Raw genomic sequence first — 23219 nt, 5'->3', positions numbered from 1 at the left:
AGGAAGAAAATTAATGCCAGACCGAGAGAAAAACTCAATTTCTTGACTCCGGCTGAGGTCTTTTTCAAAAATATTTCGTAATGTTGCACTCGCTGGTTGACTCTGCCATGGAATCGTAACATTCTAGTTGGTACATTTCCCGATGATGCCACAAACTTAACTGAGGCACTAGGAGTTTCTACTTCTGATGGCCGTTCTAGAGCTAAAGAACTTTTTAGAATAGGTTTACTAAATCATGAACTTACAAAAGGTATGCAGGCCTTAAACTCTATTAAAAATGGAGAAAATGTACAATCAAGGCTTGGTTACATTGTCGCTCTTTTATACCAAGCATATGAAAAGAACGACTCTAATTCAATACATAGAGCAATAGCTGCAATAAATGCTATTTTTTCAATTGTACAACCTTTCGAAATTGATGGTTTTTCAATATCAGTTAATTCAGTTGTACATCGACTACTTGAGAGTTTTCCTATCCCAGAAGGCAGTGACAGAATAACTTGGTTAAGGTATTTATTATCTGGATTTTGTTGTGAATTAAAAGAAGCTAGAACTTCTAAAACAATATTGGATTATCTTCATGGGCGACAAGACCAGATTACTTTACGAATAATAGATAATAAAACCAGGAATATAAGAAGTTCTTTCTCTAGTGTTGATGAATTAAATGAATGCATCAGAAACGGCATTTCACTAACTAATATTCATCACCAAAAGATGGCGTTATTTATGTTGGGTTCTGCAAAAGATGTGGAACCCAGAGGGTTCTATGGAATTGCAGATAAGTATTTCCCGGAATTTCTTAACAGTTGTTATCTAGTAGAAAAAAACAATTTAAACAATTCTCCTTTTAGAGGATTATACTATGATGATGAAAGTACCCTTTGCCAGAAAGCGAACATCATTGAAACACTCAAAAACGTGTGTAGTAAAAATAAGGAATTATCAAAATCATATAGTGTTATTATGAAATCAATAGAAGAAGGTGCAATTGAAGCACTTATGTACATGTCAGATAAGCCAAAATCTGCATTTGTTTCAAGCTGGAAACCATCTGAAAAAATATTAAATAATGGCGATATTTTACGTTCTGTAGCAGCTCTTCAGACAAAGCCCTTCCTTCTACTTGCAGGAATTTCTGGTACGGGCAAAAGTCGTATTGTCCGTGAATTTGCCTTTAAGTCATGTCCAAAATACTTGCAAGACAAGGCTGGCACAACGCCTGGCAACTATTGTATGATTGAGGTAAAACCAAATTGGCATGACTCAACAGAATTGTTGGGATATTACAGCCGATTAGGGAAGGGTGGTTATCAGTTCACTAAGTTCGTCAAGTTCTTGGTAAAGGCCAAAATGTTCCCTACAGTTCCATTCTTTGTTTGTCTTGATGAAATGAATCTGGCGCCTGTAGAACAATACTTTGCAGAGATTTTGAGCATATTGGAAACTCGCAAGCATCCAAAGAATGAAGAAACTGGCGAGGTTGATATGACCATGGTTAAAACAGAGCCAATAATTGATGCGCTGTATTTCCGTGAATTTTCAGAAATACCCCACACAAAGAATGCACAAACAGGAGAGCCTTTCAGCAGCAATTTGACCGACAGGGACATCTACCTTAAACTCTTTAATATTAAAACCGAAAGTAATATTAATGAAGTGGTCGGCAAACGTACAGACCTGACAACCGAAGGACTAACCCTTCCGGACAATGTAGTAATCATTGGTACAGTCAATATGGATGATACCACGCATCAGTTCTCTCGTAAAGTGATTGACCGTGCTATGACCATAGAAATGAATGGAGGTAATCTACGCAATATGTTCGGTGGTAGCAAAAACTTGGAGTACTTGTCTGGCGAAGAGCAACAAAAATGGCAGAATGCTTTCGCTCGTCGATATGTCACTGCCGACGAGGTTCTGGAGGCACATTCAGATGTCGCAGCAGAATTAGTAGAAAAACTTCCATCACAGTTGGAGGAAATCAACAAGGCATTGAAAGGCACTCCTTTTGAGGTTAGTTATCGTGTGCTGAACGAACTGACCATTATGGTTGGTGTGATGCTCGATGAAGGCAAGGTACTGGATGATGCCATTGCACAATCTGTAAATAACATTCTGTTAATGAAGATTCTTCCACGCATTGAGGGCGATGCAGAGATGTTTGCGTTGTCAAGAGAATATAAAAGTAAAGTTAATGTACCTTATGATAATCGTTTAGAATGGCTGAAAGAATTGGCTCCAGACATCAAAGAAACATCAAGCGATATTACAACATCTGAAAATGATGAGGCAGAAAAACTGGCAGAAAAGGACAAGGAACATCAACAAACAGCCAAAGAGAAGATACAAGAAATGATTGACCGATTGAATAATCAAGAGTTCACTCGTTTCTGGCCATAATCGTATAGAAAGGACATATGCAGACAGAGGTTTTAAGATTCATTCATCCTGATTACGAGGTAATTGTTCGCACGCAAGACATAAGCTATTCGTGGGAACGCTTCAAGGGTCGCATCAATTATTCAAGGAAAGACAATCCAGATATTGATGCGCCAGAAACATATTGTCGTTATACCTCAAAAGATGAATGTGAACTTCGCCTATACAGTCCAATTACAAGGAAGAAAACTGAAGACGAAGAAGAAACAAAACTTGCAGCGGGCAAGGTTTGGGATAAGTTATGGCCTGTCATTTTTGAGACTTGTAAATATCAAGTCCGCTTACTATTCCATGGCGTAGATAAAGACTCTGTACCAGAAATCCGCCATGTACGAAAAGACATAGAGGATAGCTTCTTTGTTGATGAAGAGTTGAATGGAAGGGAAGAAAAATCCCTCACGGGAGAGTTGGACTTTTTGAATGAGCCAGGAGTGTTCAAACTAGATTTCTCCTATCAGAAGAATGGTGTCCGTAAAGATAGCTATGTAACTTTTGATGTAGTATCACCCAAACTTGACACAAAAAACGATTACAAGTCGCTATTACGGGAAATTAACGAGGAGTACGAAAACGTCATCTATCGCTATCTGAGCATTACTCTCCATCAATTCAGTCGAGGACGGATTAATACCGATGCCACATGGATGGCTTCATTCCAAAGCGTTGTGGATGACTATGTGAAGAACGTAAAACGTGTGATACGGAATCCACATTCACAAATTGTGAACTTCCACACATCAAGAAAGGCAGAACAGATTAAGTTCTGGACACCTGCCATGGAAGAACGCTATAGCGAAGTAAAAAAAGAAGGGAAACTGGAAGAATATTACTTTGGCTATAATGAAGCACATTCTACACACGACACGATGGAAAACCGTTTCGTGAAATATACTCTTCAAAGTATTGGAAAACGACTTTCTTCTGTAATAACGTCAGTTCTCAGTTCCTCTCAAGAAGAGCTTTCAGAACGTCATCGCCAGATGTGGACAGACTATCAGGATTCTCTGAGAAAACTTTCGAAACACCCATTCTTCAAAACAGTAGGTCGTTTCGATGGTATGAAACAAGACAGTCTTGTACTGCAAAACCGATTAGGTTATCAGCAAATTTACAAGGATTGGTTGAAATTGAAACGAGGAATTGACTTGTATAATGGAGCTGCAAACATTGGAACTCTACAAATATGGGAGATTTATGAGCTATGGTGCTTCATAAAGATTAAGAAGTTGGTAGCTGATGTCATGGGTATTGACTATAACAAGCCATCACATGAACAACTGGTGACAGAGCCTAAAGGAACATTGCTCAATCCATTTACAAATTCCTCTTTGGAGCATATTGTGGAATATCATTACCCCAAAGCAGAGAACGATGATAAGGATGAACGTAAGGCGCAACTGGCAGCACATGAAGGAGACGTAGTAACTCTTCATTATCAGCATACATTTAACCGAACAAGCGGTAAGGATGAGTATAGCATGGGCATTAATACAGCAACAACAGAGCAACGTCCAGACATTGTGCTTAATATTCGCAAGGCATCTGGAGAAGTTGTCTTGACGTATTTGTATGATGCGAAATATCGTGTCATTAACGACAAAAAGCTTGACAAAGATTTTGAGGAGCAAGATATTGCTGAAATGTCAAATTTTCCAGGAGGTGATTACCCCCCAACTGATGCTATCAATCAGATGCATCGCTACCGTGACGCTATTTATTATAGCAAAGAGCATGAACCATATCGCTCCAAAGAAATAATTGGTGGCTATATCCTCTTTCCTGGTCGTGGTAACGATGAATACATCAAGAGACGTTACTATAGTGCTAGTATAGAAAGTGTGAATATCGGTGCATTCCCTCTTTTACCCAATAGCGAATCCTTGCTGAGAGTGCATTTGAATGACATCTTGATGAAATTTACGACAGCTGATACTCATGTGGCTAAAGCCAAGCCACAACGCACATTGGCATATATCACTGAAGAAGAAAAGGTTGGAATGTTGCCAGACGATTTGGTAATGGTGGCGGTTGCTGGTAGTGAAGAGAAACGTCAATGGACATTTGACAATCTTTGGTACAACATTCCTTTGGATAAAATTGCAGATTCTCCTTGGAACAAAGCAAAGTATTTGCTCTTGTATGTCAAAGGAGAGATATATGTCGGTAACCTCTGCAAGATTGTCCGAACAAAGCATGATGTATGGACGAAAGAGCGTCTAATTCAGTCGAATTATCCAAGTGAGCCACACAACTCATCATATTTCATGATTCGAATAAGAAAGCCGAGTGGCACAGATGCTGAATTGCAAAAGTTGCTATTCAATGTCAAAGACATTCCTAATAAATACTGGGGAAACGAGCGAATGGCATTCATGTTGGTTAAGTTGAATGACTTAGAGACTATCGTTGATAGAGTGTAAATTAAATTAAATTGGATATTATAATGGAAAAGATATTCTTATATAAAACGATAACCAAATCTGTTGCTTACGATGAGGAACATTGGTATATTGATAATAATCCTCAACAACAAAATGATGGAGATGGAGTTGCCCAGTTCAAGGAGTATGCCACTTCTGAAGCATTTCGTTTAATAGCGAATGATATTAGTAAATATACTAGTCATCTTAAAAATATTGCAGTTTTGACAGCAGCTGGCACTTCTATGGAAAATGGGGCTCATGGAGGGAAAACTCGTACAGAATTATGGCAAAGCTATGAAGAGGAAATAAATGCGATTAGCTCTGTATTAACACAAAATGATGGTATTTTAAAAGATAAATGCCAGTCAATTATTGAATCTAAGAATATTGAAGACTTTTTGTCTTTTACAATTTTGTATGAAAAGTTGAATGGTGAGATTAAAGACGACGAAGGCAATTCTTTAAGATGTAAATTAGAAAAGAAGATTGCCGATGCTTGCAAGTTGCCTCTTGACGAGAATAATAGACACCATCAGGATTTTATTAGAAAACTAACAGCGCGTAAGCCCGCAGAACCACGAGTTCAACTATATACGACAAATTATGATACATTATTTGAGCAAGCTGCTCAAAGAATGAATTATACCATTATAGATGGTTTTTCATTCTCTTATCCACGATTGTTCAATGGAAGTAACTTTGATCATGACGTTGTATATAGGGAACGTACTAGGATTAAGAACGAAGAAAGTTTTGTTCCTAATGTAATACAACTGTTTAAATTGCATGGTAGTATAGATTGGGAAAAGAAAGATGGTAAAATATATCAAAAAGAAACAACAGATCATCCATGCATCATATATCCTGCAAGTGAGAAATATGAAAGCAGTTATGAACAACCATATTTTGAAATGATGTCACATTTACAGAGTACCCTTCGAAAAGAGGGAACTCTGTTAATTGTTGCAGGTTTTGGATTTCAAGACAAGCATATTCAAAATGTTATTAAGGAGGCTGCACTTCAAAACCCTAACTTTCATTTGCTTATTGTTTGTTTTGGCATGAAAAACTTCGCCAAAGATGGAGAAGCAGATAAATGGGAAGAAAGTGGCATAACACATAATTTAGTTCCTGATTTTGTGGCAGAAGATGGAACTGTCACTCAAAATGTAACAATAATTTTCTCTAAGTTTAAAGCCTTTGTAGAAAACTATCCGTATAATAGCTCTTATGAGGTAGATAATCCCAATAATTATGAAGCCATTCGACCATAACAAATTTGTTGGATATGTTTGTGAGGTAACTCCACAATATGTTCGTTTGCAGATTCCTTCTGCAAAATTATTACATACATTCTATTTTAATGGAGAAATCTTTTCGGGTGGCTCTGTTGGCAGTTTTGTTGTTATTGAAGGTCAAGAATACGGTTTCTTAGGAAGGGTGTTTGAACTGAATCTTCCTCAAGGGGAAAGAACAGAAATAACAAATAGAAGTATAAATGAAGAAGATACTCAGTTCCATCCAATTGCAAAAGTTGAATTACTTGCTCTATTCGATATTTACAAACCTGAGTCTATAATCAAAACTGTTTCTCGTTATCCATCTGTTGGTTCTAAGGTTTTTTCATGTTCTGACGAACAAATAGGTGCATATATATCTGCATTTGGTATAAAAACAGATGATAAGGATGTTCCATTTGCTCCTTTAGGAAAATTAACATCCAATAATGCCTTATGTAATATTTCTCTTAATTCTCTTTTCGGTCGTCATTGTGCTGTTTTGGGGACGACAGGAGGAGGAAAAAGTTGGACTGTGGCAAAACTTATAGAACTTGCATCAGATTACACGGAAAACAAATGTATTCTGATTGATGCTACGGGAGAATACAATAATATCAATAAGAATATACAGAATATTGAACTGGGTACAGGTGAATACATTTTCGATTATAAGAATCTTTCAATTGACGAATTGTATTATTTGCTACATCCGTCTTCAAAGACGCAAGTGCCAAAACTAATGGAAGCTATTAGATCTTTGAAGATGTCCAAACTTGACAATAATACTGAGTTATCTTTATATTATAAACAAGATTCTCAAGGAAATCCAATCAAGGGAAACATATACAAAGCCAAGAAGACAAAGCTCGCATTTGAAGTTTTTTATTATAATCATATTGTACAGATAGAAGACAAATCATGTAATTTTGATTTCAATCTTCTTGCTGCACAGATTACTAATGAATGTAATTGGGATTCGGATAGGAATAATCCTTCAATGTGGGGAGATAGGAATGAAACTGATGTTTCAAATTGTATAAGTTTGATATCTCGAATTAACAATGTCATGTCAACATCTGAATACAATAAAATTTTCGGTTTTAGAAAAGACACTATTCCCGATGCAAAAGACTTAAGAGAAGGCATACAAGAATTCTTGAATGGGGAGAATAGTGTTTTGCGATTGAATTTTTCAAAAGTAAGTTTCGATTACCAAGTAAGAGAAATATTAGTTAATGCAATAGGAAATTATCTGTTGAATGAAGCAAGAAAGGGACTTTATAAGGATAATCCAATAATTATATTCATGGACGAGGCTCATCAGTTCTTAAATAAAAGTATCGCAGATGAATATTTCTCGGCAAAACCTCTTGATGCCTTTGAACAAATTTCAAAAGAGGCACGCAAGTATGGACTATTTTTGTGTATAGCTACACAAATGCCAAGAGATATTCCGTTAGGAACACTAAGTCAAATGGGTACGTTTGTTGTTCATAGATTGATAAATGAACAAGATAAAAAGGCAGTAGAAAATGCTGCATCTGCTGCAAATAGGAATAGTCTGTCTTTCTTGCCAAGTTTTGGAGAAGGAGAAGCACTTCTTGTCGGTGTAGATTTTCCAATGCCATTAACAATAAAAGTCAACGCTCCGCAAAAGGTACCAGATTCCCAAACACCCAAATTAAAGCAAAAAGGTAAACATATATAAATTGACTATTGCTGTTTAGTGTATTGTTGCATGCATATGAGAAGCAATTTATGGCAAATCGAAGAGAAATAAGAAATAGCACTGCTGAGTTCTTGATATTCCAGATAGAAGGTAAGGAACAAGGCATTGAGGTCTATTATAAGGATAAGACTATTTGGTGTACTCAAAAAGCTATGAGTATGTTATTTAACTGTTCAACGGACAATATAGGGCTTCATCTAAAGAATATTTATGATAGTGGAGAATTGGACGAAAAAGCAACTACCGAGAAAATCTCGGTAGTTCGTCAAGAAGGTGCCAGAGAGGTAAGCCGTTCGCTCCAATTTTACAACCTCGATGCAGTTATCAGCGTAGGTTATCGCGTGAACAGCGTCCGTGCAACACAGTTCCGCCAATGGTTATGTGCAGCATAGTATTATGTAAAGTAAAAAAGGCCACATCTTTTCAGATATGACCTTTTATAACACTATAAAATATTTTGTGTAAATGGAAACAGGATTCAGCTGTAAGTTTGTTCTTATATCTTGATTCTGTTTTCATTTACACAAAAATCTGGACAGTGTCTTCTTTACCTCCAAATGACTATTCTGTATCTTCAGTTAGTCTCATCCCTGTTTGTTCTATTAAGTACTGATGTTGTTCCTTTACTACCCGATACATGGAATAATGCGCAAAAGATTCTTCCTTATATTTCAGACTACTAACGGAAGCAGCAACAGCCCACGTCAAAATTAAGGCTACAATAACTATAACATATCGAAGTTTAATATGATGTCCCCGTATAAACAGTCCATTTATATTGGGTGGAATAATGGTTATTGGATGTTTCAGTTCGTTGATTTTTGAAAGTATCTCATCCTGCCGTCTTAATATGTTCTCCGTATTAATCTCAATATTAAGGCGATTGAGATTGTAATCACAAATGTGGGTATATATGTATTCAAGTAACCTTGATTTTTGCTTGAATATGTCAACAATTTTGGGGAACCATAGTGAAAATGGCAATGTATCAGGTTGTTGTTTCCAAACATGTTTCTTCACTACTGACAGTGCATCGTTCCAGCAAGTACAGAAGCTTTTGGCAACTCCATTATAAATGGTCTTTTCATCCAAATCCACCTTTATATGTTGCTCCGTTTGGTTTGGAGTTACATTCTGCCCATTAACGCATTCCTTTAATTCATTGATACTTTGACGCAAATTTGCAAGATTTGCAGCTACTACATCTTCTTTCATTATCTTCTACGTTTTGAGGTTTTATAAAAAGGTTCGTTTCTTTGATTATCCTTGTTCTTATCATCCCGCCATCCTTGTTCGTTACTAGTTCCTCCGCCAGCACTAGAAACAATTGCTTGATGGGGTTGCACTATAAGTTCTGTTGCCACATTACCCAATGTTGCGCAAAGACGGTTAAAACTTAGATCTGAATCAAGTTTAGAACCTGCAATGCTAAATTCATCCATACAAAAGGATATACCACGAATTTTATCAGAGTTTTCTGCATGATTAAAACGTACATCTATCCCCTTCTCTTTGAGAATACGGAAAAAGTCATGCCATGAGCGAGATACTGCCAACGCATCAAGAGTTGAGGAACGAAGATTATATTTACGTAATTGATGAGGACGCAAACGGCTCTTATTTCTAGCTTTGCTGTTTTTAGGAGCAAAGTAAAGTTTATACTCTTTGGTTAGAGCGCGACAGACTTTTACATTTCGTATCCGTTCGTTGCTATCAGAAATGAGATTACCGTCATTGTCTATCCGATTGAATACGATATGGCAATGTGGATGTTCCGTATCATGATGCCTGGCTATGATATATTGGGTATTGCGAATCCCCATTTGCTCCATCCATTTCTTGGCAATCTCCACCATAAGTGCATTTCCTTTTTCGTCATCGGGAAAATGGATGGTATCTTGCGGAGAGAAAGCAAGTGATACGTGTTTCACCGGACTTTTTACTTTCGGGCGCATAGAGGTTTGTACCTGAAAAGAATCTGCTATGGTTTTATTGTTGATAGCACAAACACCTTCATGTGCCAAAAGTATAGCACTCTTTTTCTTGTTCTTTTGGTCATTGGCATAATTTACTATTCCTCCAAAATCGGCTCTTGTTTTAATCTTCGCTATCATGACTGTTATTTTTTACTTGGGTGATAATTCTGCTGACTTCTGATATAATAGAAAAGCATTGTTGTTTCACTGCTTCCAAACCATAGATGTGCATCTGATGGGCGATCTGGTTGACATTATTGGCTATACCGGAAAGGTCACGGATTGCCGACACCATTTCCGGACTGATGCGCTGACCGACTTCACAGCCCATTGCGGCCTGGTGGCAAAATTCATTGACAGACAATCCAGCCTGTTGGGCTTTGGATTGTATATAGATGTAGTCATTCTCGGTAAACATTACCCGGAAACATTTTGTGCGTTTCTGGTAACTCGCCAACTTTGGGCGACCACCAAGTTTCTTTTCCTTCATACTCATATAAACTTTGATGTGCATAAATTGATTTTTTGAGAGTGGGCAGTTCTATCCGCTTGCCGCATAGGTTTTAGTGACACTAAAACACAAACTTGCCACTCAAAAAATCTTCCTATATTTACCTTGTTCTATTCGGCTTAGTTTGCCATCTTTGATAAAGGCTTCTATCCATTTGTTTGCCGTACTTCCATTTTCACCTAAAGCTGAAACAGTTGCGTCATAATCTTTTTTGGTGAATGTTTCTGGCAACATATTATAAAGGGTATTCCTTCGTGCGTAAATGCCCGTTTCTTGTGAAAGGGATTGTAGACGTTTGGGCTGATTTCCTGACAAATTTCGATAGATGAACACTGCATGGCAAAGCAAGGTCTCGCAGATACTCATGGCTATGGCATAGTCATATTTATGGCAAATCAATTGTATAGTCTCGTCAGAGGAAGATGATTCGTGAGGCATATTCTCCAAATGCCGGACAGCGGTCAACACCATCATTATACGATAGGCAATCAGCCCCATCCGTCGGACTACACCCTGCATCTTGTTATCTACTTCGTCACAACATTCCTCATTCACCCGACTGAGATATTCTATAAAGTGTTCCTGCAAATCAGAGGGAAGAGAAAAGGAATAATTGCCTTGTCTGACAAATTCTTCATGCAGATGGCAGAATTTATCTCCCAACAGTTTGAACATGGCATTTTTGGATTGGGAAATATCATTTGTGGCAAACACGTTTCTTATACCTCTCTTGAAACGAATGATATAAAAACAGAAACGGCTCATCAGACCGTTTTCCGCATCTGGTATCAATTTTCTTACCTGTTCGGGAGTTCCAGCCAAAGCGACTGACACTCTTGGATTGCTGACTTCGCAATATTCCCTGTCCTTGCGGCGGCTTAAACTGACTAACTCATGGTGAAATGCCTTTCGTAATACATCTGAATAATTACCATAGTCCGACTTCAAAGTTTGGCTTAATGTGTCACCTTCCGATTCAAATAGTAGTCCGATTCCGTCATTATCTCCCAGTATCTTCAGGAAAGAACTTGCGCTACTGTTGGCAGGAATGACAAGCATTCGCATAGGCGGTTCAGTTGGCATGGTCATTCCACCATCTTTCTTGCCTTTGATGTAAGCGTTCATTGCTTCCTTGTACTCCTGCTCCAATTGTTTGGAAAGTTCATGCAAATTACGATTGATAGGGGCTACAAGTTCCCGGCATAAAGTCAACGCACCTTTCCCCATACCGGCATCTGCTACTACAAACAGATAAAGGTTCGGATAAACGATGCGTTCATCGTACACTCCACAAATATTGTGAAAGCAGACAGACAAACACACAATCGCCCCAATCAATATTGTATCACGGTCATCCAGCGATATAGAATTGTTGACAACCTCATTTAGAAAAGAGGGAAGATGATCGAATACACACTCAGGAAATGCCGGAAGTTCTTCCTCTGACTTTATCCATTTACCCGTTTTTCCATTTTGGATATTTGGCAAAATGGATAAATGTTCTTTGTTGAATGGAGCCAGCGAAATTCCGGCTTGGTTTGCAAGATGGAAGAAAGAACGAATGGTAATACCTTGTCCTTTGGATTGCAGACAATGTGTATATTGTTTGTCGGTTTCTTCCCTTTGATAGTTAGGGTAAAACCTGCTAATGCGGTGATAATACTCTCGTCCATTTTCTCCCAATCCGTCCACAAGCGCAAAGCCCAATTCTACCCAATCTTTATAATTGGGTGTTATATCAATGGCACGCTGCTCTATTTCCCGGACAATATTTTCCACATCTTCCTCCACCTTATTATATAGTGGAGTAATACTTGGCATATCTGTTTGCTGTATTTCAGAAGGGACATTCTCCCAATCTTGGGCGAAAAATATTTTCTTTGACATCATCTTTGTATTTAGGGTTAATATATGCTTGTGGATCATGTGGCAAAAAACATGAACGAGCAACGTCACTTCCGGACATATCTACCAACGGCAAGCCTGTTGCTTTGATACAGTTGGTAACAGCCTTAAAGTACCGGGAATGTTCCCAGCCTTTCAAGTCAACGGGTATTATCCATTTTAATCCATTACCGGATGGACTGACAAATAACAGTTCCGTATCAAAATACTCATGGTTGAGTAACTTTTGCTTTAGTTCCATAATATTTTCCACATGATCAAAATCCAGACACATCAATCCGGAGTGCATTATCAGTTCCCTCTCATTCCGTTTACGGAATAGTCCAGAAAAAGTACAATAGTCAAAATGGGTGGCTTTGTACCTTTTGGCTTCAGGAGAAGTAGCCATCAGACGCAAGGCTTCGGTTTGTGGTTGTGCATAATGCCCAGTGATATAGCGGTACACATCCACAATACCTACAGCTCTTATCGGTTCGATGTTCTGGATGGGCTTGCGAAAGAATGAAAAACAATAATCAGCCGTTCCCATCATCTGATAATCTTTTTGGATTCAACAAATCGTCTGGCTTCCTCCATCAGTTCATCCTGTGTCTTATGCGATTTGTTCTTCAACCAGTCATCAATTTCTGATTGTAGAAAAGCCAGAGCCTTATTTATTTTATGTACGGGGATTTGTTTGGCTGAAACCCATCCATAAACCGTTTGCTTGGCAGGATGCGATGGTAGGTAAGCACAGAGCTCGTCTATATCCATCCACTTGGGTGAATTACTTGCCTGCTTATTCTGCAGGGCATTTACTTTAGATTGTAGAGCCTCTAAGGACTCAATCAGGTAGGACAATGCATTTGGCATCTCCTCCAACGAATTTACTTTATAAGCCATATCTTTCGTATTTTAGAGTTAATGCCGCAAAAGTATATGTATGTTTATGGGTGCTAAATAGGTGCTTGAAAGCCACCAATTACCCACTCATTCACCACCGATAGATTTAATTTTCATTAACACAAAAGGATAATAAAAGAGGGAGCAAACTCTTTTTATAGTAAAATGCTCTCCATTGAGAGTATCTATGATGCAAAATACCCCTCAAAAAGCAGGTGCTTAATGAGAGGTAAATTATGATGTGTTTATGATGCGTTTATGATTCTTTGTTATAAGTCGTTGATGCTCAAGGGTGGAAGTTTCCACCATGACCTACAAAGTCAAATTTTCGATGTGTAATGTATTAGCTGCTTTTTCTTTCTGTTCGTTCACGATGTGCGTATAAATCTGCGTGGTTCTGACATTTGTATGACCCATTAAATCTTTTATTGTATATATGTCAACACCATTTTCCAGCAATAGCGAAGCGAAACTATGGCGGCCGCAATGGAAGGTGATATGCTTCTTTATACCGGATGCTTCTATCCAAACTTTCAGAGGACGTGAAATCCAGGAGGCATCTGTCAATCCCTCAAAAACGAGAGATTCTTCATTGTTTGGGCGTTCTCCACAGAGTTGGAGAGCTTGTTGTATGACTGGCTTATAATCTGGTCTTTTTGTTTTCTGCTGAACTATAACTGCTTGCCATGTACCCTTACTTGTTTGCTGAATCTGTTTCCATTTCAAAGTCTGGATGTCACTATGTCGTAATCCTGTGAGAATAGAGAATAAGAACGCACGTTTTAAAACATCGTCCTTACAAGGAGTATCAACCAACATTTGCACTTCATTCATACTAAGTGCAACACGAGGCTTCTCAATGTTTGTTATCCCCTTTACTTTTGCACCTATATCAACGGTAAGATATTCATCAACGAACGCTTGTTTTAATCCGGCCTTGAGTATAGAGAAATAGGTAGATGCAGTATTCTGTGAGATCGTTCCTTTTTTATTTCCTCCCATGGGGGCACGTAACAGAAACATCTTAATATCTTCGAGTAGTTTAACGGAGATTTCCTTGAATGGGATTGGTTGTCCTTTAGAATAAATCTTCAACAGTTCGCCCACACGTCTCCAGTTGACTATAATTGAATCGGAACTGTTGGGATGCCTTTTACTGATAATGCTATTGAAGTACTTGATAAAGTCTTGTTCGCTCCGCTCGTTTTGTGCAGCGATTTCGTTCTCTTTATCTGTATATAGAATTGCGCTATCGTATTCATGCTGCCGTAACTTACGCACATTGTCGGCATAGATACAAGCCTCTTGATCTATCGTTGAACGGCATTGGATGATTCCATTCAAATCACGCTTAGGTTTGTAATTGAATGTTCCATCCGGCAAGATTCGTGCAATGGAAGACTTGTCCCAAATTGGTGTGGATATGGTTCGGTTAATTGATTCAACCACACGGCTTGCCCGTTTAGAGCCTCGCTTGTAAACCGGGTATGACTCTATAATAAGATACCACTCATCTTTATAATTTGATTTTCTGAGTTTAACGGTCACTTTGGTGTTTGGTAATGCTTTCTTCATTCTACTTCAGATTTATATAGATTGTCTATTTCTTGTTTGGGTACATATACATAGTTTCCTATTTGTCGTGAGGGAATAGAGTATTTTCTAACATGCGCCCATACTGAACTATCATTAATATGGTACTTCTCACAAATCTCTGTAATGGTATAACAGTCCTCTGGCTCTAAGCTATATGTTTTAGGAACAGGTTTTTCTTTTTCGGCAATACTTTCCGGTCTCTTTAGGAAAAGTTGTTCCATTTCGGAGCGTTTGATACGCGTGAGCCTTGTACCCAAATTGATGACTGGAATACGTCCCAATTTGATTAAGCGATAGAGAGTACTACGTTCTACCCCAAACATTGCTACTGCCTCCTTTACAGAAATATATTCTCTGATGTCTGGTACTTGTTGGGCAATGGCTTCTAATTTTGCATTTCTATCTTTTACATCCTTTTTGCGCTTCCAAGCCACTTTACCACATTTTGGGGAACAATAATAGCTGTCAAGTGTCTTTGCGACGAAAACCTTGCCGCAGACTTTGCACTTTCTTTTGATCTCAAATCCGATTGTTGGCATATTATCTACTTTTAAGTATGTATTAGTATAGATAAGTAGAATTTAGTTCCACATTATCTACTTTTTTGTCTTGTCGCAAATATGTCGCAAATAAGAGATAAAAAAGCCTATAGAAAACACATAGAAACCATGAACCCTATAAACGCAAAAAGCGTGCAACTCGTTGAGCTGCACGCTTTTGCTTATTGTTTATTATTTGTTTACTTATCGGAATCATTTGACTTCCTCAAATATAAAGTATATTGATAATCAGTTAGTTACTGTTATCAAGATACAAATGATATGCAAATGTAAGTATAAAACCATATAGAAAAAGTACAAATGGACATTACTTTGTATGATAACATCCTTTTCTACAGATTAAGGGTTAACACAATGTTATACTACTGATATTCAGCATATTGAAGCTGTTCTTCCTTGCATTCAACAAAGAGTGTTAAATTATATTAAATCCTACAGGGCAATTATGATTCGTGCAAAGATAATATTTTGCAGTCAAAGGAAGAAAGACTTCTTGAACCACTTCTATGGTTCTATACTTCTGTTTCTGACGTAAGCTGACCCGTACGGTTTTCGGGTTTTAGACGGACATATATACAGTTTACTTTAGGTTAGCATATATATAAGAGCTAACCAAGGTAAACTAAAGTGTTTTTGTCCTGTAGATACTGCACTTTGTGGACTCTTTTCTCCTTTGACTGCAAAAACCTCTTATAGCCTTATCTCCACCTATAACGTCACTTCACACTGCTGTACCATGCAGTCTGCCATGTACCACCCCATCGGGCTTTGATAAGAATTGTGTTGCAAAGGTACCTGTCATGGCGTTCATCCTGCAAGGTCGGTGCCTGTGGTTTGTCCGTGAAATCTCCACGCTCTGATTGTGGCAGAGGTAGTATTTGACGGCAAAACCTTGCATTGATGAGCCATAACACCTTTTGGGGCAACATAATTCTTTAATCAATCCCGATGGTAGTTGGTTCTACATAAGGGAAGAAAATAAAAATTTTATCTTATGGCTAACATTTGCGACACTCAGTACAAGGTGACAGGCTCACGCAAAGCCGTGGCAGACCTTTGGAACACACTCCAAGAGTTGGAGGTGAACAGTAATAATGTGTATCTGTATCTCTTGGCAGAACACTATGGCATTGACTACGAGAAGAAAGGCATCTCGGTGAGAGGACACATCTATTGGGCAGAGTATGAGGAGAACGTGGAAGACGATTATGCCCTCTTGTCCTTTGACACCGAAAGTGCTTGGTCTTCATGCGACTTGTTCTTTGAGGAGGTGAACAAGGCACTTGGCGATGAACTTTCAATCAGTTGGCGAGAGGTTGAGCCAGGTTGCGACATCTTCTATACGCACGATGAGAACGACTTCTTCCCCGAAGAGTGCTACGTCACTGCATACGGAGAACTCTTTGAGGATTGTGAGGGTGCTTACTCCACCTTTGGTGATGCTATCAAGTTGTGGTGTGAGAAGACTGGTGTCTCACAGGACGGAAGAAGCGAACAGAAGATGATTGACTTCATCAATGAATACGAGTATGAGGCAGAGGACACGAATTTCTGCATCAATCCAATCACATTCGGCTAACAAGGAGGAACGGATATGGCAACGATAGACATGGAGCAGTTGGACGGCGTTGTAGGGTGTTTCTGCACCTTGCTTTATCCCCGAAGAGGTCAGACAGAGGGAACGATTGTCGAGGACTTGGGTTGTGAGGTCATTGTCCAGCTCATCAACGGCAAGGAAGTGACGGAGTACAAGGATGATGTTGTCATCTGTGAATAATCAGGAGAGAGTCTGTTGGCTATGTGGCTTGCAGACTCTTTCTTCCTTTGACTGCAAAAACTCTTTTAGGACAATCCTCCAATGAGGTTATGGCTGTTGTAACTGAAATACCTTGGGAGCAAGTTGTGCGGTTTGCTCACTTGCTCCAGTCCTGTTATAGAAGCGATGCTTCGACACCTGTATAGCGATACGTCGCCAAAGTCCCTTCGCCGTTTTAAGCGTCTCTGTACCTTGTTATAGGAATGGTCATTTCGCCTTTTGGTTTTACTCGTCTGTCTTTTGCGACTCTTCCTTGTCGGACACAGAACTTGGTCTTAGCATGATGACAGTGCTATCGCCAATCCTCTGATGTCTGTCCTCTTTTGGCTTGATGCCTCTATTGCTAAGCTGACCCTTAGGCTTGTCGTTCATCGTGCATCAGTGTTCATGCTCCTCACTCTTCTGATGATACAGCTGTAAGGTCGGATTTCCCGCTTCGTTTCTCCAGGCATACAGCCATAGCAGTGCCCCTGTCTGTTGCATACGGATTGCCTCCTTGCTTACAACCTTTGTTCCATTGTTTGGCCCCGTCTTTTTCTGAATTGAGCTATTTGAAAGCCACTTATTTTTACCATGCAAAGGTAGCGTGATGCTGCGAAGGACTTCCTCCTTCTTGTGTGGCCGCTATCGCTGTGACCAATAAAATAGTGCGTAATCTTCCTTTTTCTCCCTTACCGCCAACGACAAAAAGAGTATTGCGAACGATTTTCATGGTGCTTCCCACATGGTGCCACATCCCTGCTTTTGAATGCATGTAAAAATTAAGTTTCACTTTTAAATTCAATTCAAAATGAAAAAGATCGAGAACAACTTCACAGTTTCAGGTTTCGTAGGTAAGGATGCAGAAATCCGTCAGTTCGCAAACGCCAGCGTAGCACGCTTCTCATTGGCAGTAGGCCGTCAGGAGAAGAACGGCGAGGAAACCAACCGCGTATCGGCTTTCATGAATATGGAGGCATGGCGCAAGAACGAGCACACCGAATCATTCGACAAGCTCACCAAGGGCACGTTGCTCACCGTCGAGGGTTTCTTCAAGCCAGAGGAGTGGACAGACAAGGATGGCGTGAAGCACTCCAGAATCATCATGGTTGCAACCAAGTTCTACGAGTGTCCCGACAAGGAGGAGACTCCTGCGGAAGAGCCGGCCAAGCCAGCAACCAAGAAAGGCAAGAAATAGCCTTTCCTCTCCATAACAAGGCGACCTTCGGGTCGCTTTTGTTTTGCTCAGGGACATCAATCTGCTGTTATAGCGTGTGATAATCTTCTCTAATAACAACCATGTGCATTTATTAACCATAACGGCAACGCCGTCTTCCTTTATTCTAACCACTTCGTCCCTCACCATTTGCGAAACGTCACCAAGATGGTTGGCATACAGATATTCCCGGCTGATGGCGACAAAGTCGCTATTAGCCAAGAAAGACAGTATGCCAAGGTCTGAACGCGAGAGGACTGCCATCTATGCCACAAGATGCCGAAGCCGAGGCTTCTGATAATTGTGTCCTTTACTGGCTATCCACTCGCCTTGATATTCAGACCGTCAATCTTGCGACAGCTTCACTACCCACCCACACCTGCTTTACTATTCTTCTTCTCTTTGACTGCAAAATATTTTCTGTTATAAGCGGTGGTTTCGTCCAAGTGCGTTGTATCGCTTCGCCCCACACCTTCAGAACGGCATTACTGTACGGACACCGCACGAATCCCATGTGACAGGCAGCCAACAATGTCACTATCAGAAACTGACACTTCTGATAACTGCCTTTATTGCTGTCTGGCTGTCCCATTATCGGGCTTCGGCAATGTCCGTGTAATGCCATTCTGCCCACCCATACCACCTTTACCACTAATCAACTGTTTTACAATTTCTCTTCTGCTATACAAGAGGCAGTTCTTGTCCACTCAGGCATATTGAATGTGGCAGACATGTCTGCTACGTCCAATCTGCCTCAGTGTCCTGCGGCAAGGACAAGGCACATTTGTCATGCTGACAGGAGTGCCCGATTTGTCCGTTGCGCAACTGTCTCTTCTTGCCTGATATACGTTACTATCTACTTCTAAATTATACTGCTTTGCCCCACGCCTTTGCGAAGCGTTACATGGTCTGTCGTCATACAGACATCCTTGGCTGATGGCAACACGTTGCTATTAGCCAAAGCTGACAGTATGCCGAAGTACCGACGCGAGAGAATTGTCTGTCCGTGCTACAAGCTATCAAGGCTGAAGCTTTGATGACTTGCATCCCGGTCAGCCAACACACTCGCTTTATGTCGGTACAGCAGACCTGCAAACACTTCACTGCCCACCCTTACTGTTTCAATCTTTCTTCTTACCTCTTTATATATAACACATCATTCCTCTTGCAGCCAATATCAATAATCTTCTTCCAATCAGCGCAGTGGTAGGCATATTTCCTGCAAAGTTAGCCGCGTCTGAGACAATCGTCAAATTCTGCTTGAGGTCTTGTGACTGTGAACAATCTTCCTTTTCCTCGGAAAAGAGTATTCTTCACACATAATTTGTCTTTATGTCTTTTCTTGCGGCTTGTGGGAGCAGAAAATATCCCTCCACAGGCTGAAAGGTCTCGAAAGGAGGGAAGAGAAAGAAACGGTTAAGCGAACGCAGAGGGAATTTATTCACTATGCTGAGCGTAAGTTTCTTCAACGTAGTTAAACAAGTCCAGCGACATGGGCGACAAACTTATTTGTATCACTAAAAATAGAAAGGCAATGAAGATTATCATCCTGCATGATGCTGACGCACGCATCGAGTATCTTGACGTAGCCGACCACCTTCTCGGCTCAGACATCGAGGAGTTCCTCACCAGACAGGGCTTCTCAGTGAACAACATCACATGGCTTGTCACATCGGCAGACCATATCCCAGTGGTTTACCACAAGTATGACATCGACTGCAAGACCGGCGAGGCAACCCACACCAAACGAGAGGCAGAACTGCAAGACCTCACTATCCACGGACAACTCCAGGCATTGCAGCACCGGGAGCAGGACGAGCTGAAAGCGGCTCTTCGCAAGTACGGCACGGAGGTGGACGGAGGCTTTGAGGTGCATTTCGAGGGAGAGCAGCCCATCGTGGCAGGTTATCTCTTTGACGAGCCTCGTGACATCGTCATAGACGCAGCACGTTTGGATGCCGACGGAAACTTGTCGCTTCTTGGAGAGGACAAGGAAGTGAGGGATGGACAATACGACATAGAGCCAAGCGACATATTTGGCGGTCAGTTGGACTATGTCACGTCGAGTATAGGTGCATGGATGAAGTAGGAGCATGTATGACCCAGTGCATCGTATATGACGAGACGACCAAGGAGAGCGAGACCTTTTGCTCATTGACCGCAGCCAAGAAGTGGATGCGAGAGCGCATCAAACAGAAGCATGAGGTAAGCGGACAGAAGTACAGAGTCTATTCCGACGGAGAGTTTGTTAATTGCGGCTCTATCAGTCTCACAGGCAGCAACAAGTCTTTTGTCGCCAATACAAGGCAGACGAAGAAAGGATATTAATAACAAGGTAACGGCAAGCCTAACCAACTTGCCACACATATATTGATATGGAAAAGCAAATATTGAGTTTTAATGACTTGCCATCAGCATTGTCATTAGTAATAAACAAGCTGGAGATTTTAGAAGAAAAGTTTTCCACACTAATGACTCAAATTCAGCCCGATAAGGGATTGGAATGGCTTAGTGTTTCCGAATTGAGTGAGTATCTCCCTACCCATCCAGTTGAACACACAATCTATTGTTGGACAAGCAATAAACAAATACCATTCCATAAGAAGGGGAAACGTATCATGTTCCTCAAATCTGAAATTGATGAGTGGATGCAAGATAACAAGAGTAGGTCACGAGCAGAAATTATGAATGAAGCAATAGCTTATGTTCAATCAACAAGAAAAGTCATTTAAATAACAAGGTAACGGCAAGTCTAACCAACTTGCCACTATAACATTTTCACATTATGATTTACACTCACACTATCGGACGCATCGGAGCAAAGGATTGCCGCGTCATCACAGGTACACACGGAACATTCATGGCTGTTGACATCGCAGTGGACGACTACAGTAAGGGCAAGCAAATCACCACTTGGGTAAGGGTGAAGAGCAGCAAGGAGAACCATATCCGTTTGGCTGAATACCTCACCAAGGGTCGTATGGTGCTTGTGGAAGGCACACTGACTTCTTCCATTTGGACAGACCGCAACGGAGAGAACCACATACAGCATAGCATCATAGCTGACTCCATCGCCTTTGTCAATGCAGGGAAGAAGGATGCAACCGACACACCTGCAACAAAGGCACGCAAGGCAGCCAAGGCAGAGGGCGAGGCTCCCGTACCGCCAGCCGATGCACCGCAGGACAAGAGCGAAGACCTTCCCTTCTGAGGGTAGTATCAACTGAGAGTAGTACGTACTAATCGTAGTAAATCCGCTTTTACTATGGTTAGTATGTACTATCAGTAGTAGAATAGTAAAGTAGTATTCACTAATAGTAGTATCATGTTATGACACAGATAATTGCAGTATTAAATCACAAGGGTGGTGTAGGGAAAAGTACGACCGCAGTAAGCCTTGCGGCAGCTCTGCAACTGAGTAAGAAGAACGTCTTGGCTATTGACATGGATGGACAAGCCAACCTCACGGAAGCCTTGGGATTGTCCATCGAGGAAGAACAGACAGTCTATGGCGCAATGTGTGGACAGTACACCTTGCCGTTGGTCAAGTTGCACAACGGCATCACCGTCTCACCCTCATGCCTTGACCTGTCTGCGGCTGAGTTAGAGCTTATCAGCGAGCCGGGACGGGAGCTTATCTTGAAGGGACTTATCACCAAAGCCATCGCCAAAGAGCATTTCGACTACATCATCATCGACTGTCCACCGTCATTGGGCTTGCTGACCTTGAATGCCCTCACCGCAGCCGACTACATCATCATCCCTGTTCAAGCGCAATACCTTGCCATGAGAGGTATGGCAAAGTTGATGGACATCATCCGCATCGTTCAGGAGCGGCTCAACTCCAACCTTAAAGTGGGCGGCATCGTCATCACCCAGTTCGATCGCCGCAAGACGTTGAACCGAAGCGTGAGGGAAATCGTCAATGACAGTTTTCACGAGAAGGTTTTCAAGACCGTCATCCGTGATAATGTGGCTTTGGCAGAAGCACCCATCAACGGCAAGACTATCTTTGAGTATAATCCCAAATCCAATGGTGCCAGTGATTATATGTCTTTGGCAAAAGAAGTGTTAAACTTAAAATAGCATAGCCATGAGCAAGAGCAGTATGTTGAAAGAGGGAATGAAAGGCGGTCTCAACGGACTCCTTTCTTCCACAAAGAAGCCGAGTAAGGAGCAGATAGTCACAGAAACTACACCAGCACCACCTGTGTCTGTTTCTGAGACTACCGAAGTGCCGGTGCATTGCAATTTCCTTATCAACAAGAGCATCCACACGAGGATGAAGTACCTCGCCATCAAGAAAGGGATGTCCTTGCGTGATATTGTCAATGAGGCAATGACAGAATACCTAAAGCGGCATGACACATGAGTGCCGCGCGGTATCATCGCCGAACAGACGATGATACCGCTATCTCTTCTATAAACAGACTTTACTATCCGTAGTATGGTAGTAAAAACTATTCGACTATTATACTATTCGTAGTCGATACTACTTTTAGAAAATACTATCCAACTCATTTTTAGGGCAATAGTTTTCTCTGCTTGTAGGACTGTCTCCATGCTGATAAAAGGCAATGTCGTTCCCTATTACAAGATTTTCTCTTTTTCCCTCATATCAACTATCGTCCTTCCCCATATACAGCTTCGCCCCACGCCATCCCGCCCGTTTCCTCTTTTACATAACAGATTTCTTTTCGCCTGCCTTGCCGCTGCGGATATTGTTTTGCAAAGGTAATGCTGGCGATTGTTCAAACACCAAATCGTCCATTGCATTTGACCGAAAAATCTTCCTCTGCGTGCAGAGCGTATTTTTCGCTCCCGATTTGGCTTTTTGATCGCCATCACTCTTGGAAAGCAAAAAATATCCCTTGGGCAGGCAGGAAAAGCCTCCGAAATAAGGG

The 23219-nt window shown here is 40.7% G+C and carries 23 protein-coding genes and 1 pseudogene; 14 read left to right on the top strand and 10 right to left on the bottom strand.

All coding sequences use genetic code 11. The annotated features are described in order from the left end of the window. Positions 1-96 precede the first annotated feature (96 nt). The 5 genes and pseudogenes from B5F71_RS20925 to rhuM all read left to right on the top strand — a co-directional run. Positions 97-2403 (top strand): hypothetical protein, encoded by a 2307-nt coding sequence (locus B5F71_RS20925; protein ID WP_241148536.1) that lies wholly within the window; start codon positions 97-99, stop codon positions 2401-2403. Positions 2404-2420: 17 nt separating this feature from the next. Then, positions 2421-4862 carry a DUF2357 domain-containing protein gene (locus tag B5F71_RS02555; protein WP_087207473.1) on the top strand — a complete coding sequence of 814 codons (2442 nt, stop codon included), beginning with the start codon at positions 2421-2423 and terminating at the stop codon, positions 4860-4862. Between the two features lie 23 nt (positions 4863-4885). Beyond that, positions 4886-6139 carry an SIR2 family protein gene (locus tag B5F71_RS02550; RefSeq protein WP_007566673.1) on the top strand — a complete coding sequence of 418 codons (1254 nt, stop codon included), beginning with the start codon at positions 4886-4888 and terminating at the stop codon, positions 6137-6139. After that, positions 6120-7853 carry an ATP-binding protein gene (locus B5F71_RS02545; protein WP_087207471.1) on the top strand — a complete coding sequence of 578 codons (1734 nt, stop codon included), beginning with the start codon at positions 6120-6122 and terminating at the stop codon, positions 7851-7853. The genes B5F71_RS02550 and B5F71_RS02545 overlap by 20 nt, the downstream gene beginning before the upstream one ends. A 50-nt stretch (positions 7854-7903) precedes the next feature. Then, positions 7904-8251 (top strand): annotated as a pseudogene (gene rhuM, locus B5F71_RS02540) (RhuM family protein); the annotation flags it as partial. Between the two features lie 184 nt (positions 8252-8435). Here rhuM and B5F71_RS02535 read toward each other — a convergent pair. From B5F71_RS02535 to B5F71_RS02500, 8 genes are all read right to left on the bottom strand, one after another. Continuing rightward, a complete protein-coding gene (locus B5F71_RS02535) occupies positions 8436-9089 on the bottom strand; it encodes a hypothetical protein (RefSeq protein ID WP_087207469.1) in 654 nt (217 codons plus the stop codon). After that, the gene (locus B5F71_RS02530) at positions 9089-9988 is read right to left on the bottom strand and encodes a relaxase/mobilization nuclease domain-containing protein (RefSeq protein ID WP_087207466.1); all 900 of its coding nucleotides are present in this window, start codon (positions 9986-9988) and stop codon (positions 9089-9091) included. Before B5F71_RS02530 ends, B5F71_RS02535 begins: the two co-directional genes overlap by 1 nt. Then, entirely contained in the window at positions 9972-10340 is a 369-nt protein-coding gene (locus B5F71_RS02525; RefSeq protein WP_087207477.1) for a MobC family plasmid mobilization relaxosome protein, read from the bottom strand. Before B5F71_RS02525 ends, B5F71_RS02530 begins: the two co-directional genes overlap by 17 nt. A gap of 102 nt (positions 10341-10442) precedes the next feature. Further along, positions 10443-12248: a DUF3987 domain-containing protein gene (locus B5F71_RS02520; RefSeq protein WP_087207464.1), complete on the bottom strand. Its 1806-nt coding sequence runs from the start codon at positions 12246-12248 to the stop codon at positions 10443-10445. Further along, on the bottom strand, positions 12199-12798 hold the full coding sequence (locus B5F71_RS02515; protein ID WP_087207462.1) for a BT4734/BF3469 family protein: 600 nt from the start codon (positions 12796-12798) through the stop codon (positions 12199-12201). Before B5F71_RS02515 ends, B5F71_RS02520 begins: the two co-directional genes overlap by 50 nt. Continuing rightward, positions 12795-13148, bottom strand: a complete 354-nt coding sequence (locus B5F71_RS02510) for a helix-turn-helix domain-containing protein (RefSeq protein WP_087207460.1) — start codon at positions 13146-13148, stop codon at positions 12795-12797. Before B5F71_RS02510 ends, B5F71_RS02515 begins: the two co-directional genes overlap by 4 nt. A 312-nt stretch (positions 13149-13460) precedes the next feature. After that, positions 13461-14723, bottom strand: a complete 1263-nt coding sequence (locus B5F71_RS02505) for a site-specific integrase (RefSeq protein WP_087207458.1) — start codon at positions 14721-14723, stop codon at positions 13461-13463. Continuing rightward, positions 14720-15283: a helix-turn-helix domain-containing protein gene (locus tag B5F71_RS02500; RefSeq protein ID WP_071150142.1), complete on the bottom strand. Its 564-nt coding sequence runs from the start codon at positions 15281-15283 to the stop codon at positions 14720-14722. Before B5F71_RS02500 ends, B5F71_RS02505 begins: the two co-directional genes overlap by 4 nt. A 1015-nt stretch (positions 15284-16298) precedes the next feature. Here B5F71_RS02500 and B5F71_RS02490 point away from each other — a divergent pair. Together B5F71_RS02490 and B5F71_RS02485 are read left to right on the top strand one after the other, a co-directional pair. Then, complete coding sequence (locus tag B5F71_RS02490) at positions 16299-16883, top strand: hypothetical protein (RefSeq protein WP_005816332.1); 585 nt, start codon at positions 16299-16301, stop codon at positions 16881-16883. A 15-nt stretch (positions 16884-16898) separates the two neighbouring features. After that, on the top strand, positions 16899-17081 hold the full coding sequence (locus tag B5F71_RS02485) for a hypothetical protein (protein WP_004319908.1): 183 nt from the start codon (positions 16899-16901) through the stop codon (positions 17079-17081). 264 nt (positions 17082-17345) lie between these two features. Here B5F71_RS02485 and B5F71_RS20640 read toward each other — a convergent pair whose 3' ends face one another. Further along, entirely contained in the window at positions 17346-17492 is a 147-nt protein-coding gene (locus tag B5F71_RS20640) for a hypothetical protein (protein WP_007837486.1), read from the bottom strand. Positions 17493-17910: 418 nt separating this feature from the next. Here B5F71_RS20640 and B5F71_RS02470 point away from each other — a divergent pair, with 418 nt between their 5' ends. After that, the gene (locus B5F71_RS02470) at positions 17911-18297 is read left to right on the top strand and encodes a single-stranded DNA-binding protein (protein ID WP_004319910.1); all 387 of its coding nucleotides are present in this window, start codon (positions 17911-17913) and stop codon (positions 18295-18297) included. 355 nt (positions 18298-18652) lie between these two features. Here B5F71_RS02470 and B5F71_RS02465 read toward each other — a convergent pair whose 3' ends face one another. Beyond that, positions 18653-18967: a hypothetical protein gene (locus tag B5F71_RS02465; protein ID WP_224204806.1), complete on the bottom strand. Its 315-nt coding sequence runs from the start codon at positions 18965-18967 to the stop codon at positions 18653-18655. A gap of 882 nt (positions 18968-19849) precedes the next feature. Here B5F71_RS02465 and B5F71_RS02460 point away from each other — a divergent pair. The 6 genes from B5F71_RS02460 to B5F71_RS02435 all read left to right on the top strand — a co-directional run bounded on the left by B5F71_RS02460 (position 19850) and on the right by B5F71_RS02435 (position 22687). Next, complete coding sequence (locus B5F71_RS02460) at positions 19850-20404, top strand: hypothetical protein (RefSeq protein WP_005816324.1); 555 nt, start codon at positions 19850-19852, stop codon at positions 20402-20404. After that, entirely contained in the window at positions 20392-20643 is a 252-nt protein-coding gene (locus tag B5F71_RS02455; protein WP_007837480.1) for a hypothetical protein, read from the top strand. Before B5F71_RS02460 ends, B5F71_RS02455 begins: the two co-directional genes overlap by 13 nt. A 47-nt stretch (positions 20644-20690) precedes the next feature. Next, entirely contained in the window at positions 20691-21047 is a 357-nt protein-coding gene (locus B5F71_RS02450) for a helix-turn-helix domain-containing protein (protein ID WP_007837478.1), read from the top strand. 53 nt (positions 21048-21100) lie between these two features. Further along, the gene (locus tag B5F71_RS02445; protein WP_005816321.1) at positions 21101-21526 is read left to right on the top strand and encodes a single-stranded DNA-binding protein; all 426 of its coding nucleotides are present in this window, start codon (positions 21101-21103) and stop codon (positions 21524-21526) included. A 119-nt stretch (positions 21527-21645) separates the two neighbouring features. Then, entirely contained in the window at positions 21646-22401 is a 756-nt protein-coding gene (locus B5F71_RS02440) for a ParA family protein (protein WP_005816319.1), read from the top strand. A 7-nt stretch (positions 22402-22408) separates the two neighbouring features. Next, a complete protein-coding gene (locus B5F71_RS02435; protein WP_005816317.1) occupies positions 22409-22687 on the top strand; it encodes a plasmid partition protein ParG in 279 nt (92 codons plus the stop codon). Positions 22688-23219 lie beyond the last annotated feature (532 nt).

The sequence above is a fragment of the Bacteroides sp. An269 genome (genome assembly GCF_002159755.1).
GTDB lineage: Bacteria > Bacteroidota > Bacteroidia > Bacteroidales > Bacteroidaceae > Phocaeicola > Phocaeicola intestinalis.
The sequence above is the reverse complement of the archived record's forward strand: the minus strand, read 5'-3'. Positions and strand labels throughout refer to the sequence as shown.

Bases quoted from the DNA above. Each gene is read 5' to 3' on its own strand.
- B5F71_RS02440 (WP_005816319.1), top strand. From the start codon at position 21,646: ATGACACAGATAATTGCAGTATTAAATCACAAGGGTGGTGTAGGGAAA.
- B5F71_RS02550 (WP_007566673.1), top strand. From the start codon at position 4,886: ATGGAAAAGATATTCTTATATAAAACGATAACCAAATCTGTTGCTTAC.
- B5F71_RS20640 (WP_007837486.1), bottom strand. From the start codon at position 17,492: ATGAACGACAAGCCTAAGGGTCAGCTTAGCAATAGAGGCATCAAGCCA.
- B5F71_RS02500 (WP_071150142.1), bottom strand. From the start codon at position 15,283: ATGCCAACAATCGGATTTGAGATCAAAAGAAAGTGCAAAGTCTGCGGC.
- B5F71_RS02515 (WP_087207462.1), bottom strand. From the start codon at position 12,798: ATGATGGGAACGGCTGATTATTGTTTTTCATTCTTTCGCAAGCCCATC.
- B5F71_RS02445 (WP_005816321.1), top strand. From the start codon at position 21,101: ATGATTTACACTCACACTATCGGACGCATCGGAGCAAAGGATTGCCGC.
- B5F71_RS02505 (WP_087207458.1), bottom strand. From the start codon at position 14,723: ATGAAGAAAGCATTACCAAACACCAAAGTGACCGTTAAACTCAGAAAA.
- B5F71_RS02435 (WP_005816317.1), top strand. From the start codon at position 22,409: ATGAGCAAGAGCAGTATGTTGAAAGAGGGAATGAAAGGCGGTCTCAAC.
- B5F71_RS02510 (WP_087207460.1), bottom strand. From the start codon at position 13,148: ATGGCTTATAAAGTAAATTCGTTGGAGGAGATGCCAAATGCATTGTCC.
- B5F71_RS02470 (WP_004319910.1), top strand. From the start codon at position 17,911: ATGAAAAAGATCGAGAACAACTTCACAGTTTCAGGTTTCGTAGGTAAG.
- B5F71_RS02455 (WP_007837480.1), top strand. From the start codon at position 20,392: ATGGATGAAGTAGGAGCATGTATGACCCAGTGCATCGTATATGACGAG.
- B5F71_RS02460 (WP_005816324.1), top strand. From the start codon at position 19,850: ATGAAGATTATCATCCTGCATGATGCTGACGCACGCATCGAGTATCTT.
- B5F71_RS02485 (WP_004319908.1), top strand. From the start codon at position 16,899: ATGGCAACGATAGACATGGAGCAGTTGGACGGCGTTGTAGGGTGTTTC.
- B5F71_RS02490 (WP_005816332.1), top strand. From the start codon at position 16,299: ATGGCTAACATTTGCGACACTCAGTACAAGGTGACAGGCTCACGCAAA.
- B5F71_RS02450 (WP_007837478.1), top strand. From the start codon at position 20,691: ATGGAAAAGCAAATATTGAGTTTTAATGACTTGCCATCAGCATTGTCA.
- B5F71_RS02530 (WP_087207466.1), bottom strand. From the start codon at position 9,988: ATGATAGCGAAGATTAAAACAAGAGCCGATTTTGGAGGAATAGTAAAT.
- B5F71_RS02545 (WP_087207471.1), top strand. From the start codon at position 6,120: ATGAAGCCATTCGACCATAACAAATTTGTTGGATATGTTTGTGAGGTA.
- B5F71_RS02520 (WP_087207464.1), bottom strand. From the start codon at position 12,248: ATGTCAAAGAAAATATTTTTCGCCCAAGATTGGGAGAATGTCCCTTCT.
- B5F71_RS02555 (WP_087207473.1), top strand. From the start codon at position 2,421: ATGCAGACAGAGGTTTTAAGATTCATTCATCCTGATTACGAGGTAATT.
- B5F71_RS02525 (WP_087207477.1), bottom strand. From the start codon at position 10,340: ATGAAGGAAAAGAAACTTGGTGGTCGCCCAAAGTTGGCGAGTTACCAG.
- B5F71_RS02535 (WP_087207469.1), bottom strand. From the start codon at position 9,089: ATGAAAGAAGATGTAGTAGCTGCAAATCTTGCAAATTTGCGTCAAAGT.